Genomic DNA, 15503 nt, shown 5'->3' on the forward strand with positions numbered 1-15503 from the left:
CCGCATGAGTAAGCCACTTCGGGCCACACGGATGTGACCCGGCAACATCACTCGTCGCGACGGGCAGCTAGCTTCCCAGATGCCCGTATTCAACCCGCCGACGCAAGCAGAACACCGGGATTCCCTCTTGATCCACGGTGTCAATCAGGCGCTCGGCAAGATCATCGTCAAGGACATACATCAATTCGACCGGCTGGTCATCGAGCTCGAAGAAGTGAGCGGAATGCAGATATCCGTTCTCGCCGGTACCTTCGACGTCAACTCGGCGGGTCATGCGCCGAATGCCCAGGTCTCGGGCGCACTCAGCGACCGCCTCGATGGCACGCTTGCCCTTGTGGCGCCGTGACTGCGGCGCCATGAAGATCACTTCGTAACCGGCTTGCAGCGTTTTCATTTGGCAACTCCCATCAGTGCTCTCAAACCTGCAAAGGTGGCGATACCAAGCCCAGTCATCAACAGTGCTCCCCCCACGTGCAATCCGATTCCCAGAAGCGCCATCCCCCATTTCTCCGACTGAATATTGGTAAAAATCTCGGCCGAGAAGGTGGAAAACGTGGTCAACGCCCCTAAAAAGCCCGTCACCAGGAATAACCGCCACTCGGGAGAAAGCTGGGGCAGATGAGCAAACAAGGCAACCGCCAGGCCGATCGCCCAGGCTCCCAGCCAATTGGCCACCAGAGTGCCAGGTGGGATGGAGGGGAAGCAGGCGTTCAGCCATACACCCAGCCCCCAGCGCAGATTGGCCCCCAGCACGGCGCCGGTGCTGACGGCAAGTATCGATAACCACATCAGAACGTCGTCCTTGTGTCGCGAGGTTCGTTTGTCACCAACAAGGGCTTGCCTCCGGGAAGCGACCGCCCAACCGCTCTGCCGGTTTCGCAGCTTATCCCCATGATTGCCGGGATTGAATACATATGAAACAGCATATATGCTCTTATCCATATACCCCTGTTGGCGACAGAATTCATCATGAACGACTTACCCAATATCGTCGACCGGCATTTCCAGGTGCCCGACACCGACAGCCTGTTCGATCCCGCCTTCACATCACCTTTCTATGATCGCATCGTCGATGTCATGGAAGAACTGATGAAGTTCACTTGGCTGATCCGCGACCGCAGCGGTTACCTGACCGACCGCTATTCCGAACGCAAGGAAAGTGCCGAGGAAGTGTCGAAGCGCGTCAACCAGCGAGCGATGTAAGATCCCCGGGAGGCGTCACCACCCGGGTTTCAGAGGAGTCGTCAATGTTTCAATTTTTCTTGAAACATTGATTTCATCTATTATTGAAATATGACCAATGACAACGTTGCAGCCAAGAAGCTTTCCGCTCTTGCCCATCCGGTGCGCCTGGCCGCCATTCGGCGGCTGGTCGCGGCCGGCCCCAACGGCTTGCCGGCCGGTAGACTCAGTGCCGCGCTGGATGTTTCCCCGAATGCCTTGACCTTTCACTTGCAGAAACTGGCCCTAGCCGGACTGGTCCAGTCTCGCCGCAAAGGGCAGTTCGTGATCTACCGTGCCATATTCGATGACCTGCTGGACTTGGTGGATCACCTGGTCGGTGCCTGTTGCACCGAGTCAGTGGAAACCTGCGGCCCACGCTGCCCTTCACAAGGAAACGGGACGGCAACCCCACCCATCCCTTCGTATGGCGAAGAAGGAGTCGACCATGATTGAAGCGCAAAGAAATGGTAGATCCTTGCCACGTGCCGTAGGAATCGGCATCGCCGTCTCCCTTATTACGGCATTGATCATGGTGTCGTTGCTGAAGGCCGGCATTTCGCCCTTCCCCAAACCACCATCACTGGCTTTTGCCGAAACCCTTCTGGGACGTCCCCTGCCCATGCCGGTAGGCCTGCTGTTCCACACGGTTTATGTCACGTTCTGGTCGGTGATCTTCGTGCGTTATTTTCCCCGCCGGAACCTGCTGACCGCACTGGCTCTGGCCTTAGTTCTTTGGCTGGTGATCCTGGTGGTGTTCTTTCCTATCGTGGGATGGGGATTGGCTGGGCTTGCCATTGGCCCCCAATTGATCCCGGCATCCGCGCTGCCGCATCTGTTGTTCGGCATTCTGCTGTGGGGACTGGATCGCTACCTGCCCGGCAAAGCGTCTCATGCCACGTAGGGTTTGTTCGAAAGTCGCCGAGCGACTGACCAGACTCGGCTACACCCAGGTATATCACTACGTCGGTGGCAAGAAAGCTTGGGTAGACGCAGGCCTGCCTTCAAGGCGCGATGAGCACACCGCCACAGGCGACGATGGCGACCACCGCCCATGCCGGCAATTTCCATACGATGAGCAACAGGAAGCCGGTCAGCGCCAGGGCGAATTCCTCGGGCCCGAGAATCGTGCTAGTCCAGACCGGCTGATAGAGTGCCGCACCGAGTATGCCGACTACAGCAGCATTGGCACCCCGCATCAGTGACTGGGCACTGCTCCACTGACGGAAGGTGTTCCAAAAGGGCAGCCCCCCCACAAGCAGCAGCAAGCCGGGTATGAAAATCATCACCAGCGCCAGTGCCGCACCAATCAAGCCATTGGGTGCCGGCTCCAACACTGTGCCGAGGTAGGCGGCGAACGTGAATAGCGGTCCCGGCACCGCCTGCGCGGCTCCGTAGCCGGCCAGGAAGTCATCCGGCGTGACCCAGCCGGATTGCACCACTTCGGCTTCGAGCAATGGCAATACGACATGACCACCGCCGAACACGAGCGCTCCGGCCTGATAGAAGGCATCCAGCATGGCCAACGTCTGCGACGGGGTGATCAGAGCGAGCAGCGGCAAAACCGCCAATAGTGTCACGAACACCGCAAGGGCCGTCATGCCGGCGCGGCGCGTGACCGGAAAATGCATGTCACTGATTGCCTTATCGGCCTGAGCGCGACACAAGACCATACCCGCCAGTGCCCCGGCTACGATCGCTGCTACCTGGCCCAGTGGACCGCTGACCAGGATGACGATGAACACCGCAGCCAGCGCGATGCTGGCACGTTTGCGATCCGGGCACAGATTCCGTGCCATGCCCCACACTGCGTGCGCGACGATGGCCACCGCCACCACCTTGAGACCGTGGATGATGCCTGAGCCTACAGGCCCCTCCAGTACGGCCGCCCCCAGGGCAAACAACACCAGCACGATGGCCGAGGGCAGGGTGAAAGCCAGCCAGGCCATGGCAGCTCCCCACGGCCCCGCTCGCATCAGCCCAAGAGAGAACCCGACCTGACTGCTGGCCGGGCCCGGGAGAAACTGGCATAGCGCCACCAGATCCGCGTAGTCCTTCTCGGACAGCCACCGGCGACGCTCGACGAACTCGGTGCGAAAGTAACCCAGATGGGCGATAGGCCCACCGAAAGACGTCAGGCCCAACAGCAGAAAAGCAGTGAACACCTCTTTGATACGCTCAATGGGAAGCGCCGCTGTCGTCATGGGGTTGATTCCTTGTCATCGCCCTGATGCCTGTGATCTTGGCGGTGAACGGCTTCGCCAGTGAACTCCGACGTTATCGCTAATCTTGTTCTTTGGCTTCTCAGATGCCTAGCGTGCCTGAGTCTCCAACCACAATTGCAGGCGCCTGCGGATTTCCTGCAAGGCCTGGCGATAGGCGTCTTCGCGTTCGATCAAACGCGGGTCGCGAATATCCCAATACAGGTACTCATCGGCATTGCCACGCCATTCACGACAGGATTGATGGGCCTTGTCGCAAAGCACGATCACGGCGTCGAAATGCTGATCCTCGAACATGTCCAGCGACTTGCTGGCCAGGTCCTGCGTGGGGATGCCCTGTTCCTCGAGAGTGGAGAGAGTCAGCTCCTGCTGCCGATCAGTCTCGACGCCAGCACTCAGGGCCTCGAAGCGATCCCCGGCCATGTGACGCAGCAAGGCTTCGCCCATCAGGGAATGAGCGGAATTGGCATTGCACAAGAACAGTACTCGCTTCTTGGTCATGGTAGACACTCCGTCATTACATATGGAACTCCATATATAATATTGCCAGGTGTCAGTTTCATGACGGCAAGCCCCTAGGAAACGCTGAAGAAATCGACGAGCATGCTCAAGCGCAAGGCGCACGGAGCACAGAACCGAGCGCAGCGACAAACATCCGAAGGATGGCCCCGAAGGGGCGAGAAACCGCAGGTTTCGAGTCAACCGGAGCATATGGGGTATATGTGAGGATCCGCCGGTCCGACGCTTCGGCACCGCGCAACGAAGCGATTGAGGAGCGCAGGCATTTATTCAGTGTTTCCCTTATATGACGACGGGGAAGCGACGATCGCCTCCCCGTTCAAAACTCGCCGATTGCAGGCCAATCAGCCGTAGCGCCCGGTGATATAGTCTTCCGCCTTCTTGGTATGCGGGTTGGAGAACATGGTCTTGGTATCGTTGTATTCGATCAGCTCGCCGAGGTGGAAGAAGGCGGTGTAGTCGGCCACCCTTGCCGCCTGCTGCATGTTATGGGTCACGGTGATGATGGTGAACTGCTTCTTGAGCTTGTCCATTAGGTCTTCGATGGTCGCGGTGGAGATCGGGTCCAGCGCCGAGGTCGGTTCGTCCATCAGAATCACGTCGGGCTGCACGGCAATCGCCCGCGCGATACACAAGCGCTGCTGCTGACCGCCAGAGAGGGACGTGCCTGGCTGGTGGAGCTTGTCCTTGACCTCGTTCCACAATCCGGCATCGCGCAGCGCCTTCTCCACCAACTCGTCCTGCTCGGCCTTGCGGCTCACAAGGTCATGCATGCGCGGGGCGTAGGCGACGTTCTCGTAGATCGATTTAGGGAACGGGTTGGGCTTCTGGAACACCATTCCCACCCGGCGGCGCAGGGCCACCTCGTCCATGCGGGACTCGTTGACATCGCGACCGTCCATCTCCACCAGTCCCTCGATGCGCACGCCACGGATCAGGTCGTTCATGCGATTGAGGCAACGCAGGAAGGTCGACTTGCCACACCCCGATGGGCCGATCAGCGCCGTCACGTTCTTCTGGAAGATATCGATGCTGATATTCTTGAGCGCCTGAGTCTGCCCGTACCACAGGTTGAGATCTCGCACGCGAATACTGAGATCATGGTTCGCCTCATCATTACGAACGACCGGCTGCCCGGCACTTTGGCTGGACATGGCGACACTCTCCCGCTCGGCAATTTGCATGTTCATGGTATTCGATCCTGTGTGTCTTGCCGATGGATTACCAGCGGCGTTCGAATTTCTTGCGCAGCACCACGGCGGTGGCGTTCATGGCGATCAGTACGCTCAGCAGTACCAGGATGCCGCCGGCGGTCTTCTCAACGAAAGCACGATCCGGCTCTCCCGCCCAGGTAAAGATCTGTGCCGGCAGCACCGTGGCAGCATCGGTAACGGAAGCCGAGATATCAGGAATGAAGGCCACCATGCCGACGATGATCAAGGGAGCCGTTTCCCCCATGGCCTGGGCCAGGCCGATGATCGAACCGGTCATGATCCCGGGCAGCGCCAGCGGCAACACATGATCGCGAACCACCTGCCAGCGCGAGCAGCCGACGCCGAAGGCCGCATGGCGGATACTGTCGGGAACGCTACGCAGCGCCGTACGCGTGGAAATGATGATTACCGGTAACGTCATCAGCGCCAGGGTCAAGCCACCCACCAACGGTGAAGAGCGAGGCACACCGAAGAAGCTGATGAAGATTGCCAGCCCCAGCAGACCGAAAAGGATCGAGGGTATCGCGGCCAGATTGTTGATATTGATCTCGATGATCTGGGTCAGTCGGTTGTCGGGTGCGAACTCCTCGAGATAGACGGCGGTCATCACGCCGATGGGAAAGGAGACCGCCAAGGTCACCAGCAACGTCATCACGGTTCCCATCGCTGCCGACATGATCCCGGCGAGTTCCGGCATCTTGGAATCGCCGCGCGTGAAGAACGTCGTATTGAACTTGAGCTCGGCCCGCCCTTCCTCGACGAGAGCATCGACCGCTGCCTGCTGGCGATCGTTGAGGCGCGTATAGTGGCCCTTGAGATACTGGTCGACCTGACCGTCGGCAAGAACCCATTCCTGACGAGTCGATCCCAGCAGTTCGGGGTTATCGCGCATCATCATGGGCAGGGTACGCAGCCAGCCGCGGCTGACCAGTTCCCTGACGTCTTCGTTTACCGCCGCCAACGGTAGCTGTTGCGATTGCTCGCTATAGGTGACCTCGACCCGGATCTGGGCCTGCTGAAAGGCCGGCAACCCCTTGCCCAGCATATCGGCAAAGAAAATCACCAGGAACAGGCCAGCCAGCCCCAAGGCTCCCATCGACAGCCATTTGAGTCGCGCCGACTTGCGGTGGCGACGCTTGAGCTGAGCACTGATCTCATCGAAGGATTGACTCATTGTCCTATTTGAACCTCGCTCGCTCACAGGTTGTTGGTGCGGTATTTCTCACGGAAGCGGCGAATCATGATCACCGAGACCAGATTGAGCGTCAGGGTCACCGCGAACAGCACCAGACCCAAGGCGAAGGCCGATAGCGTCTCGGCACTCTCGAACTCCTGGTCACCGGTCAGGGCGGCGACGATACGTACCGTCACCGTGGTCATGTCTTCCAGAGGGTTGGCGGTAAGGTTGGGGCGCATGCCGGCCGCCATGACCACGATCATCGTTTCACCCAGCGCCCGCGACACCGCCAGCAGCGAAGCAGAGATGATCCCCGGCAGTGCCGCCGGCACCACCACGTGCTTGATGGTCTCGCCCTTGGTCATGCCCAGCGCCAACGCCCCCTGACGCATGCTGTCGGGCACCGCGTTGATGACATCGTCGGACAGCGAAGAGATGAACGGAATGATCATGATGCCCATCACGATCCCCGGCGCCAGGGCGTTGTTGAATGATGCCTCGAGCCCCACAGCACCTGCGACAGTGACGATGACGGGGGCAACGGTAATGGCAGCGAAGAAGCCATAGACCACGGTGGGTATCCCCGCCAATACCTCCAGCACCGGCTTGGCCAGGGTGCGTACGTTGGCGGGAGCGAACTCCGACATGTAGATGGCCGACATCAGGCCGACGGGGATCGCCACCAGCATGGCGATCAAGGTGATCATGAAAGTGCCGGCAAACAGCGGCACCGAGCCGAACTGGGCGGTACTGGCCGCATCACCAGCACGCCCTGCGGCTTCCAGGAAGCTCGCTCCGGGATTCCAGGTGGTTCCAGTGATGAATCCCCAGAAGCTGTGCATCTGGAAGAAACGCACGGCTTCGGAAACGATCGAGAACAGGATCCCGAACGTAGTAAAGATGGAAATCAGCGCCGCCCCGGCCAGGATGAAGCGAATCACTCGCTCGATTGCCTGGCGAGCGTGGAAGTCTGGACGAACCTGGTTCACGCCGACCACCAAGCCAACCGCCGCCACTACTAGGCTACCTGCCAGCAGGTAGAGGGTGGGGATCTCGGCGCCCAACAGCAGCATGACGAAGGCCCCCAGGGCCCCGACTGCCACAGCGGGGCCGGCTGTGGCCAGTACCGTAAACCAGGCGTACTGGTCAGGCTGGGCATACATGGCGGTACCGGCGGCCCGCGTACGGGCCGCCTTGGCCCGCCCCAGGAAGAAGGCTATCAGACCCAGCAGCAACAAGACGCCACTGAACAGCAGGAGAAGTTGGTTGGTCTGCATAGGAAACTCTCGGAAATCAACATCCGGCTCATCGACGGGCCGGAACGTAAGCGGGCCGGCAGCTCCGTGCCGCCGGCCTCGTCATGCGTTTATCGCACCACTCTCACTGCAGATCCGACAGTTCGAGCTGTTCCTTGCTTGCGACGGCATTGCGTGCTTCCTCACGCAGATCTTCCGGAGCCGGGATCAGGCCGATGCCCTTGAGGTAGCCCAGATCGCCGACCATCTGCTCGCTCATGAACAGGTTGGCGTATTCATACATTGCCGGTACGTCGTCGCCGTGCTGGTTCTTCAGGTAGAAGTACATGGAGCGAGACACGGGATATTCGCCGCTACCGATCGCTTCGGGAGTCGGTTCGACGCCATCGATGCTGGAGCCGACCAAGGTATCTTCGTTCTCCTCGAGGAAGGAGTAGCCGAAGATGCCGAACGCCTCGGTGTTCTCGGACAGACGCTGAACGATCAGGTTGTCGTTCTCGCCGGCATCGATGTAGGCGCCATCGGCGCGGATGTTGGTATAGCCCTCGCCACCGTAGGCTTCCATGTCCTCGGAGACGGCTTCCATGACCAATTCCTCGAAGGCATCACGCGTTCCGGAAGTGGTGGGTGGGCCATAAACGGCAATCTCGCGATCCGGCAGCGACGGATCGATTTCGCTCCAGCGAGTATAGGGGTTATCGACCAGCTCGCCGTCCACCGGCACTTGAGCGGCCAGAGCGAGGAAAATCTGCTCGCGGGTCACACTCATCTGCTCATTGGCATTGGACTGGGCGAAGGCAATACCGTCATAACCGATGAACGCTTCGGTGATATCGGTCACGCCATTTTCCGCGCAACGCTCGAACTCCGAGGGCTTCATGCGGCGCGAGGCATTGGTGATATCCGGGGTGTCATCACCCGCGCCGTTACAGAACAGGCGCAGACCGCCACCCGAACCAGTGGACTCGATGACCGGAGTCGGGTAATCGGTAGTGGCGCCAAACTCCTCGGCCACGTAGCTGGCAAACGGATAGACGGTACTGGAGCCGACGATACGAATCTGCTCACGCGCCTGGGCGACTCCCACCACGCCCATGACGGCGGCGGCGATGGCGGTGGTCTTGAGGATGCGGTTCATGCTGGTAACTCCTGTCGATGAGAGTGTTCAACCTTCGCGAGACACACGATGCCGCACGAAAATGACAACTTCATGACAGTCGTGACATGAATGTCGATACCGCCACCCCCAAGCCTGAAAGACCCTCACGCACGGCACTTCAGGCCAGTGGCTAACCGCTCAATCGGCCCCGGCTTGCTCGGCATGCCAAGCCTTGCCGGTCAGCTTGCGTACCCCAACATTGCTCAGCACCGCCACCATCAGCATGGTCAGCACCGTCGGCCAGGCGCTATCGATCTCGAATGCCCCCACCAGCACCCCCGCCAGGGCACCGCAGGAAAACTGGATGCTGCCCAGCAACGCCGTGGCAGTAGCGCTCATGTGACTGAAGTGATCGAGCAAGGAAGAGATGGCATTGGGCGTGATCAACCCGATCATGCCGGTGAACATCATGATCAGGGGCACGAAGGTCCACAGCGACTCCAGCCCGGTCGCCACTGACAGCACCAACCCAATGGCCGCAAACAACTGTACGCCCAACCCCAAGCGCAGGTTCCGCTGAGGGCTGCGCCAACGCAATAGCCAGATGTTGACACGGTTGGACGAGGCCATCACCAGCACATTGACACCGAATACCAGTGGGTACATGGCCGGCGACAGGCCAAAATGCTCGATATACAGAAACGGCGAAGCCGTGATGAAGGCGAACAGGCCGGCGAACGACATCGCCGTGGCACAGATATAGCCCATGGCCTCGCGATGACGAAAGACACTCAGGTAGTTGGCAACCACTTGACGCGGCGAGGCCGTCGGCTGGTCGGGGGCGCGGGTTTCAGGCAGGTGGGTGCCCAACAGCCATATCAGGAAGGCTGCGTAACAGGCCAGAAAAACGAAGATCAGCCACCAGTCCGCCAGGTACAGTAGGCCACTGCCTACCGCCGGAGCTGCCAACGGCGCCAGCATCATGATCATCGCCATGGTCGACATCACCTTGGCCGCTTCGCGTCCGCTGAAGCAGTCGCGCACGATGGCCGCGGAGTTGACCACGCAAGCGCCGCCGCCCAATGCCTGCACGAAGCGCCAGGCCCACAACTCATGGAGCGAACCGACCTGAGTGATCGCCAGACTGGCGACCAGAAAGACCAACAGCCCACCGAACAGTACCGGCTTGCGGCCCACACGATCGGAGAGTGGCCCACAGGTCAACTGCCCCAAGGCGAAACCGAACAGGAACACACTGATCGACAGCTCGGTATGGTGAATGCTTGCCCCCACGGCATCGGCCAGTGCCGGCATCGCCGGCAGATAGGCATCGATGGCGAAAGGAGCCAGGGCGGTATTGGCGGCGACCAGTAATGCAACGCGGCGAGCGTTGAGCGTCAAGACAGCCTCCTTGCGTATCAATGCGAAAAAAGATAGGACGCTAATGATACCCCATTTCACCGCCTGCGGCAGGTTCGAAACAGTTGCCACCATAAGCAATGACCGATAAATGCAACAAAGTCCTGCTAATGATTGTTCCCGTCGATGCCATGCCAGATCGGTCAAGTCACCAGAGAGCCGTCAGCTTGCATCGACCTCCATCCGCTGTCCGTGGATGGGAGCTAAAACTCGGAACAGGGGCAGGGAAATCAATGAAAAAATTAGACAATATGACCATCCGTGTTAGCTGGACCTTGGTACTGGCCGCCTTCAGCCTGATGTTGGCAGGCATCGGCGGCTTGGGTCTGTATGCCAACCACTATAGCCATCAGGCCTTCGCCACACTCAACCAGATCAACGTCGAACAAGCCAGAGCGCTCAATCATGCCTATATCGACATGCTGCGCGCTCGGGTCGAAATGGACCGTGCCGCGGAGCTGATTCGCGTGCCCTCCTTCGACCGGCCAGAGCCGGTGATCGAGCAGGCCAAGGCATTGCTGACCAGTGCCGAAGAGGCCTTTTCCCACTTCCTCGACACTCCCGCTCAGGCAGAGCAGCAAGACGCGATCGAAACCCTGCAACAACGCTTTTATTCCCTGCTCAACACCGGACTGTCGCTGCAACTGCTGGTTCTCGAAGATGGTGACGTCGGTGCCTATCGCTCGGGACAATCGCGGGTCAGCGAGATGAGCCAAGCATTCATGGCCAGCGCTGACGAGTTCTTCGACGCCTCGGCAGCCCGTGGCCGCGGTCTATCCGCCACTTTCACGCGCGTCAGCGAGTGGATGAGCGGTTCCATTATCATCACGATGGTGGCGTCCCTGGTAATCGCGGCTCTGGTGCTATGGGGAGTGACACGTAACGTCATCCGTCCCCTGCGGCGTGCCATCGAACACTTCCGGACGATCTCGGCCGGCGACCTTACCGCCCCGATCGAGCAGCGAGGCAGCAACGAGATTGGTCAGCTATTCCACGAACTAGCCACCATGCAGCGTTCGCTGGCCACACTCGTGGCACGCCTGAGAGAGGGGAGCGATCACGTACTGGTCAGTGCGCAACAGATGTCCCTGGGCAATCAGGAGCTGTCATCACGCACCCAACAGCAGTCCGCTTCGCTGGAGCAGATCGCCGCCAGCCTGGATGAGCTGACCACGACAGTAGCGGGGAATGCTGACAGCGCTCGCCAAGCCGATCGCCTGGCGGGGGATGCGGCACTCCAGGCCCGCGAGGGAAACACCGTCATCAGCGAGTTCGTCGATACCATGGATGAGATCCATGAGCGCTCGAAGCAGATCGGCGAGATCATCGGCCTGATAGACGACATCGCCTTCCAGACCAATATCCTTGCGCTCAATGCCTCGGTCGAAGCCGCCCGCGCCGGCGACCAAGGCAAAGGCTTCGCCGTCGTCGCCGGCGAGGTACGCACACTGGCATCGCGCAGTGCCGATGCCGCCAACCAGATCCGAGGACTGATCGCCGCCTCCCGCAACAGTGCGGAACAGGGCAACGCGCTATCGGCTCGTGCCAGCGCTGGCATGCAGGACATCGTCCTTGCCATTCAAGAAGTCAGCACCCTGATGGAACAGATCGCCAACGCCTCGCAAGAGCAACACCTGGGCATCGGACAACTCAACCAGGCAATGAGCCAGATGGAAAGCGTCACGCAAGACAATGCGCGGCTGGTCGAGTTGGCCTCCCGGAACGCCCATACGCTCGAGGAAGAAGCCAAGCGCATGGGTGAGTGCGCGGCACGATTCACCGCCACTACGGCCGCTGCCGAATCGGCACAACCAAGCAACGAGCCCGACGTGGAATCATATGACGCGGATGCCTTCCACTGGCAACCGCGGGTGCTGAAGCATGTTCCTTACCCTGCGTGATGCACAGTGCCCTGCCAGCTTGGTAAAGTGGAGATCTCGTTCATGACCCATACAGGATGCCCATGGCCCAGGACAAGCTGACCCAGCTCAAGACAATGACGACGGTCGTCGCCGATACCGGCGACATCGAGGCCATTCGCCGCTTCCAGCCCACCGATGCCACCACCAACCCGTCACTGATCCTCCAGGCGGCGCAACAGGAAGAACGCCGAGCTCGACTCGCCGAGCTGGCCCGTCACAGCACTGACATCAGTGATGCCGTGGATTCCGTTGCCGTGGAAATCGGTTGTGAAATCAGCGACCTGGTGCCAGGTTACGTCTCCACCGAAGTCAGCGCGCGTCTGTCCTTCGATACCGAGGCGACTCTGGCCCGAGCGCGCTCGTTGATCGAGCGATACGAACGCCGAGGCGTCGGGCGCGAGCGGATCCTGATCAAGATTGCCTCCACCTGGGAGGGTATCAGCGCCGCGCAGCAACTCGAACGCGAAGGAATTCGCACCAACCTGACGCTGCTATTCAGCTTCACACAGGCACAGGCCTGCGCCGACGCCGGAGTAACCCTGATCTCGCCCTTCGTCGGCCGCATTCTCGACTGGTACAAGGCCCATGATCCGCATGCCGACTTCAGCGGAGACAACGACCCCGGAGTGCAGTCGGTGAAACGCATCTACGAACACTACAAGGGACACGGCTACAAAACGGTGGTAATGGGCGCAAGCTTCCGCAACCGTGGCGAGATCGAAGCTCTGGCCGGCTGCGACCGTCTGACCATTTCACCCAAGCTGCTGGCCGAACTGGCCGAGGATCAGGACGTCCTGCCCCGGCAACTTTCCCCGGCTGGCGACGCCGAAACCTCGCCACCCGAGCCATACGACGAAAGCGAGTTTCGTTGGGAGATGAACGAGGATGCCATGGCCACCGAAAAACTGGCCGAAGGCATCCGCAAGTTCATGGAGGATCAGCGCAAGCTGGAAGCCCTGCTCGGCGAACTGCGTCGCTAAGCCCCAGTACACGACGACCCGGTCACTGGACCGGGTCGTGCTGTTGGGCCTCGAGCAACTCCACCAAAGGCTGGAACTGCTCGCGATTGTGTTCGTTCATGCGCATCAGGATGCGATGTGCTTCAAGGATGCGCTTCTGCATGTCGGCTTCGTCGGCCTGTATTTGAGGCAACTCGTTCAGTTCGGCGGGTTCGGTGAGAGGCGACTCGACGAGGGTGAAATAGTGGGAGAATCCCATCACGTCGAGCATGCGTTGTACATCGGGGTGATCGGCCACGATGGTCGGCGGCTGTTCCAGTCGCCCCTGCACGGCCATGGCCACCTTGGCCAGGAAGCCCAGCGCCGTGGAGTCGACATTGGTCGCCTCACGCAGATCGATCATCACTGCTCTCAGACCTGGGGTATTCGCCAAGCGCTGGGCCTGATTGTCCAGCGTCGCACACAGCGTCAGGCGTACGTCTCCGCACAGCTTGAGGACGAATACACCGGAGTCGAATGCTGCCTTCAGCCGTCCTTCATGCATCATCATCTTCGAATCCGCTCAACGTCATGATCGTCAAATCATCCGGGAGTTCATCATGACCCGGTGCATGTCCTGCAACAGTATCCTCCTCACTGTCTAAGACATCTCCCAGTGCCAACTTCTCCCTCAGTGCGGCTACGCCATCGCAGTCCCGCACCAGACGCTCAAGTTCCTTGAGCCGAATGTCGAGCGTATCGCCCGGCAGACACTCCAGCACGCCATCCGAACACAACCATAATCGGAATTTTTGCGGCAGTGCACAACTGAGGCAAGGATACTCCACTCCGGGGAACAGTCCAACCGGCATTCCCTCGCCTTCCAGTCGCTTGACCTTGCCATCCTCGACCAGCAAGGGCATCGGCAACTGAGCACCCAGCGAATAGTGCAAGCGGCGTTCTTCGTGATCAATGACACCTACGAACAAGGTGGCATGCTTACCGATGCCGGTATCGAGCAGTTCGCGATTGAGATCGCTCAGCCAGCGCGACGGTAAACGTTCAGGGTCCTTGCCCTCCCACTCGGTCAACCAGCGGTTGCATAGGTATTTGAGCAGTACTGTGACGAAGGCCGACGACGCGCCATGCCCCGAGACATCGGCAAAATAGAACACGCTGAAGTCATCGTCGAAGCGCTGGAAATCGAGGAAGTCACCCGACAGGTACAGAGAGGGGGCCAACCAGTAATCGCAGGTCACGCCAGCGAACGTTTGATGCCGAGGCGGCAACATCTTGCGCTGGATATGCCCGCCGGCTTGCTGATCGAGACGCAGCATCGCCAAATGGGTTTCCAGGCTCTCGTTGAGTTCGGCGAGACGCTCGCGATCGCGAGCGTGCTCTTCCGCCAGATGGCGGTTCTCGATGACCTTGGCGATGATATGCCGCAGGATATCGCCATGCCGCAGCGGCTCGATGATGTAGTCGACCAAGCCCGCGTCCACCGCCTTCAGCAGATCGCTGTCGAGACGCGAATCGCTGACCACCAACGCCGGCCGGTGCGCCGTCAATGATGGCCACTCATGGCTGGGAACCGCACGGGCGTGCGCGACGATCATCGCGGTTTCTTCGGGCAGGTCCTCGGCGCGTTCGGCGGAGATTACCGCGAAGTTACCCTTGGCAATGGTTTCGGCCAGCGCATCGCGCTCGCGTCCCGGACGGTCGAGTACCCCAATCAGCACACGTGGACTGGCCATGGCCATCTGCTCCCTGCCTCACTCGGCAAAAGCGTCATCGTCAAAATCGAACTCATCGTCGGCAAAGGGGTCTTCCCCCAGTTTTCCATCGTTGACCTCGAAGCGTCGCCGCTGAAGATAGGCGTCTCGAAGGAAGCTGTACCGATCACCTCGGATCAGCTCCTCTTGCTCGAAAAAAGCGGCACGCGCGTCGATCACGCGCAAGGCGGTAAGGCCATAACGGACTTGGTCGTCTTCCACGTAGGTCAGCGGATAGGAATATATGTCCACAGGTAATCCTGCCGCATCACGAACGGTACTCGGCCCGAAGAACGGCAGCACCACATAGGGTCCCTCGCCAGCCCCCCATACGGCAAGCGTCTGGCCGAAATCCTCTTCGCGGGCATTGATGCCCATGGGGGTGGCAAAATCCAGCAGGCCGCCGATACCGACGGTGGAGTTGATGACGAAACGCCCGGCGGAGATTCCCGCATTGCCCGGCTTTCCTTGCAATAGACTGTTGAGCACGGTGCGAATTTCCCCCAGATTGGAAAAGAAGTTCCCCACTCCGGTCTGCGCGGGTTGCGGCGTAACGAAGTCATATCCCTGCGCCAGGGGTTTGAGGATCGCGCGATCGAGAGCTTCGTTGAAAGCAAAGACCCGGCGGTTGAAGCCCTCCCAGGGGTCGTCGGGATTGGGCTCTACGACCTGTTGACCGGCACACCCCACCAGCATCATCAGGACCAGCCCCGCTCCCAGCCATCTGGCACCGGTTAACGACAT

Annotated in this window: 15 protein-coding genes and 2 pseudogenes; 5 read left to right on the top strand and 12 right to left on the bottom strand. The window is 59.9% G+C overall.

What is annotated here, in order from left to right:
• Nucleotides 1–67: 67 nt before the first annotated feature.
• Both IE093_RS03835 and crcB read right to left on the bottom strand, forming a co-directional pair.
• Nucleotides 68–394, bottom strand: a complete 327-nt coding sequence (locus tag IE093_RS03835) for a DUF190 domain-containing protein (protein WP_189466363.1) — start codon at nucleotides 392–394, stop codon at nucleotides 68–70.
• On the bottom strand, nucleotides 391–789 hold the full coding sequence (gene crcB, locus IE093_RS03840; protein WP_189466365.1) for a fluoride efflux transporter CrcB: 399 nt from the start codon (nucleotides 787–789) through the stop codon (nucleotides 391–393). The genes IE093_RS03835 and crcB overlap by 4 nt, the downstream gene beginning before the upstream one ends.
• 258 nt (nucleotides 790–1047) lie before the next feature.
• On the opposite strand from crcB, the pseudogene IE093_RS03845 reads away from it, so the two are divergent.
• The 3 genes and pseudogenes from IE093_RS03845 to IE093_RS03855 form a co-directional block, all read left to right on the top strand.
• A pseudogene (locus tag IE093_RS03845) lies at nucleotides 1048–1203 on the top strand (arsenical resistance protein ArsH); the annotation flags it as partial.
• A gap of 90 nt (nucleotides 1204–1293) precedes the next feature.
• Nucleotides 1294–1677 carry an ArsR/SmtB family transcription factor gene (locus IE093_RS03850; protein WP_189466367.1) on the top strand — a complete coding sequence of 128 codons (384 nt, stop codon included), beginning with the start codon at nucleotides 1294–1296 and terminating at the stop codon, nucleotides 1675–1677.
• Complete coding sequence (locus tag IE093_RS03855) at nucleotides 1670–2125, top strand: hypothetical protein (protein WP_189466369.1); 456 nt, start codon at nucleotides 1670–1672, stop codon at nucleotides 2123–2125. The genes IE093_RS03850 and IE093_RS03855 overlap by 8 nt, the downstream gene beginning before the upstream one ends.
• Nucleotides 2126–2225: 100 nt before the next feature.
• Here IE093_RS03855 and chrA read toward each other — a convergent pair whose 3' ends face one another.
• The 7 genes from chrA to IE093_RS03890 all read right to left on the bottom strand — a co-directional run bounded on the left by chrA (nucleotide 2226) and on the right by IE093_RS03890 (nucleotide 10109).
• Nucleotides 2226–3425 carry a chromate efflux transporter gene (gene chrA / locus IE093_RS03860; protein ID WP_189466371.1) on the bottom strand — a complete coding sequence of 400 codons (1200 nt, stop codon included), beginning with the start codon at nucleotides 3423–3425 and terminating at the stop codon, nucleotides 2226–2228.
• A 108-nt stretch (nucleotides 3426–3533) separates the two neighbouring features.
• The gene (locus tag IE093_RS03865; RefSeq protein WP_189466372.1) at nucleotides 3534–3944 is read right to left on the bottom strand and encodes an arsenate reductase ArsC; all 411 of its coding nucleotides are present in this window, start codon (nucleotides 3942–3944) and stop codon (nucleotides 3534–3536) included.
• Between the two features lie 362 nt (nucleotides 3945–4306).
• Nucleotides 4307–5116, bottom strand: a complete 810-nt coding sequence (gene pstB, locus IE093_RS03870; protein WP_189466481.1) for a phosphate ABC transporter ATP-binding protein PstB — start codon at nucleotides 5114–5116, stop codon at nucleotides 4307–4309.
• Between the two features lie 67 nt (nucleotides 5117–5183).
• Nucleotides 5184–6350, bottom strand: coding sequence for a phosphate ABC transporter permease PstA (gene pstA, locus IE093_RS03875; protein ID WP_189466374.1), 1167 nt, complete (start codon nucleotides 6348–6350; stop codon nucleotides 5184–5186).
• A 23-nt stretch (nucleotides 6351–6373) separates the two neighbouring features.
• Nucleotides 6374–7630: a phosphate ABC transporter permease subunit PstC gene (gene pstC, locus IE093_RS03880; protein WP_189466376.1), complete on the bottom strand. Its 1257-nt coding sequence runs from the start codon at nucleotides 7628–7630 to the stop codon at nucleotides 6374–6376.
• A 103-nt stretch (nucleotides 7631–7733) separates the two neighbouring features.
• Nucleotides 7734–8747, bottom strand: a complete 1014-nt coding sequence (locus IE093_RS03885) for a substrate-binding domain-containing protein (protein WP_189466378.1) — start codon at nucleotides 8745–8747, stop codon at nucleotides 7734–7736.
• Between the two features lie 159 nt (nucleotides 8748–8906).
• On the bottom strand, nucleotides 8907–10109 hold the full coding sequence (locus IE093_RS03890; protein ID WP_189466380.1) for a Bcr/CflA family multidrug efflux MFS transporter: 1203 nt from the start codon (nucleotides 10107–10109) through the stop codon (nucleotides 8907–8909).
• A 275-nt stretch (nucleotides 10110–10384) separates the two neighbouring features.
• On the opposite strand from IE093_RS03890, the pseudogene IE093_RS03895 reads away from it, so the two are divergent.
• Together IE093_RS03895 and tal are read left to right on the top strand one after the other, a co-directional pair.
• Nucleotides 10385–11800 (top strand): annotated as a pseudogene (locus IE093_RS03895) (methyl-accepting chemotaxis protein); the annotation flags it as partial.
• 290 nt (nucleotides 11801–12090) lie between these two features.
• Complete coding sequence (tal, locus tag IE093_RS03900) at nucleotides 12091–13029, top strand: transaldolase (RefSeq protein ID WP_189466384.1); 939 nt, start codon at nucleotides 12091–12093, stop codon at nucleotides 13027–13029.
• Nucleotides 13030–13051: 22 nt separating this feature from the next.
• Here the strand turns inward: tal and IE093_RS03905 are convergent, their stop codons facing one another.
• The 3 genes from IE093_RS03905 to IE093_RS03915 are packed head-to-tail and all read right to left on the bottom strand — an operon-like array spanning nucleotide 13052 to nucleotide 15503.
• Nucleotides 13052–13558: an STAS domain-containing protein gene (locus IE093_RS03905; protein ID WP_189466386.1), complete on the bottom strand. Its 507-nt coding sequence runs from the start codon at nucleotides 13556–13558 to the stop codon at nucleotides 13052–13054.
• The gene (locus tag IE093_RS03910; RefSeq protein WP_189466388.1) at nucleotides 13545–14741 is read right to left on the bottom strand and encodes a PP2C family protein-serine/threonine phosphatase; all 1197 of its coding nucleotides are present in this window, start codon (nucleotides 14739–14741) and stop codon (nucleotides 13545–13547) included. Before IE093_RS03910 ends, IE093_RS03905 begins: the two co-directional genes overlap by 14 nt.
• A gap of 18 nt (nucleotides 14742–14759) precedes the next feature.
• Nucleotides 14760–15503, bottom strand: coding sequence for an MlaA family lipoprotein (locus tag IE093_RS03915; RefSeq protein WP_189466390.1), 744 nt, complete (start codon nucleotides 15501–15503; stop codon nucleotides 14760–14762).

The organism is Litchfieldella qijiaojingensis (assembly GCF_014651875.1).
Lineage (GTDB): Bacteria > Pseudomonadota > Gammaproteobacteria > Pseudomonadales > Halomonadaceae > Litchfieldella > Litchfieldella qijiaojingensis.